The organism is Arthrobacter sp. TS-15 (assembly GCF_006964045.1).
Taxonomy (GTDB): Bacteria; Actinomycetota; Actinomycetes; order Actinomycetales; family Micrococcaceae; genus Arthrobacter.
In genome coordinates, this window is the sequence record NZ_SDXQ01000107.1 from 1 (window position 1) to 1359 (window position 1359).

The 1359-nt window shown below is 72.6% G+C and carries 2 protein-coding genes; both read right to left on the reverse strand.

Annotated features, from left to right (window positions below):
- Positions 1-210: 210 nt before the first annotated feature.
- Positions 211-549 carry a hypothetical protein gene (locus tag EU811_RS23080; RefSeq protein ID WP_142940568.1) on the reverse strand — a complete coding sequence of 113 codons (339 nt, stop codon included), beginning with the start codon at positions 547-549 and terminating at the stop codon, positions 211-213.
- 10 nt (positions 550-559) lie between these two features.
- Complete coding sequence (locus tag EU811_RS23085; protein ID WP_142940569.1) at positions 560-1285, reverse strand: TetR/AcrR family transcriptional regulator; 726 nt, start codon at positions 1283-1285, stop codon at positions 560-562.
- Between the last annotated feature and the right edge of the window lie 74 nt (positions 1286-1359).

Genomic DNA, 1359 nt, shown 5'->3' on the forward strand with positions numbered 1-1359 from the left:
ACTTTCACTGGGCTCGGGCAATGCCGCCGCCGGCCCCGGTGCGAGGACGGCGCTGGCCGCGATCGCCGCCGTACAGACCAGCCGCAGAAGCCTTCCTGACACGTCATCACCTCCGGTGCGGGGCGCGGCCCTTCCGCTCCTCCGCATCGCGAGCATCAGACGCGCGCGCGAGCCCCGCGCGGCGAGCGTGGGCGATCCGGCCCAACAAGGTCACTCGTCGGTGTCGTCCGACTTGCCGTCCGGCGTGGCGTCTGGCTTGATGCGCGCCGCGGTGTCGGGCTTCGGCTCCGGCTTGGACCACGGCCACCGCAGCCTGCCGCCGCTCGTGTCATCGGGGTCGTACTGGTACTTCCACCCCTGATGCAGTGCGAGCCGCCTGCTGGTCCCCGCCTGCACCCGCCGGTAGACGAGCACGGTCGGCGGACCACCGGCACTGTCCGGGACCGGGACCCGGTACACCTTCGGCGGGTGTCCGGTCGCACCGAGCAGGACCGGCAGCACCCGGCCGTCCAGGGGGCCGCCTTCGAAGGGGGTGTCTTCGCTCTTCACGCGGCCAGTGTCACAGCAGGTGGGCCGCGTCGCTCACCACGGGCAGCACCGCCCGGGCGAACGTGCCCATCGGGCCGTCCGCGGGCTCCATCGCCAGCGCGGCCCGTACGGCACCGGCCGTCTGGGCGTCGCGCCCCGCGGTCGCCACCAGACACGCGACGAACTGCTCGACGAGCCAGTCCCGCAGCTCGTCGAGCGGCGGTTCCTTCTCTTCATCCAGCCAGATCAGGGAGGCGGCCTCGACCGCCGTGATCCACATCCGGACGGTCATCCGCAGCCGGGGCGCCGGCCCTTCGACCTCCAGATGAACCAGGATGTGCTCGGCGGCGGCCCGCCGTACCCCGTCCACGATGGCCGTGGTCCGGGACGTCTCGACGACGCTTCCGCCCTGCAACAGCGCGCTGAATCCGGCGTCGTGCTCGTCCACGAAGGCGAGGTAGCGGTCCAGGGCGTTGGCGAGCCGCTGGGTGAGCGGGCCCTCCGGGGGTTCGGCGAAGCAGTGCTCCAGCTCTTCCGCGGCGGACCTCAGTGCGGCCTCGTACAGCTGCTGCTTGCCGCCGGGGAAGTACCGGTACACCAGTGGGCGTGAGACGCCGGCCGCCTCCGCGACGTCGTCCAGGGAGACCTCCTCGGGGGCCCGGGCCGCGAACAACGACAGCGCCGCGTCGAGCAGTTGGCTCCGCCGTTCCTCGACGCCGAGTCGCCGGTACGCGCGTGTAGGAACCTCCGAGGTCATGCCCCGCAGCGTAACCTTTCCCGCCCGCACCGCCCCATTCCCGGGGGCTCCGCCCCCAGACCCCCGTATCGCGC

Bases quoted from the DNA above. Each gene is read 5' to 3' on its own strand.
- EU811_RS23085 (WP_142940569.1), bottom strand. From the start codon at position 1,285: ATGACCTCGGAGGTTCCTACACGCGCGTACCGGCGACTCGGCGTCGAG.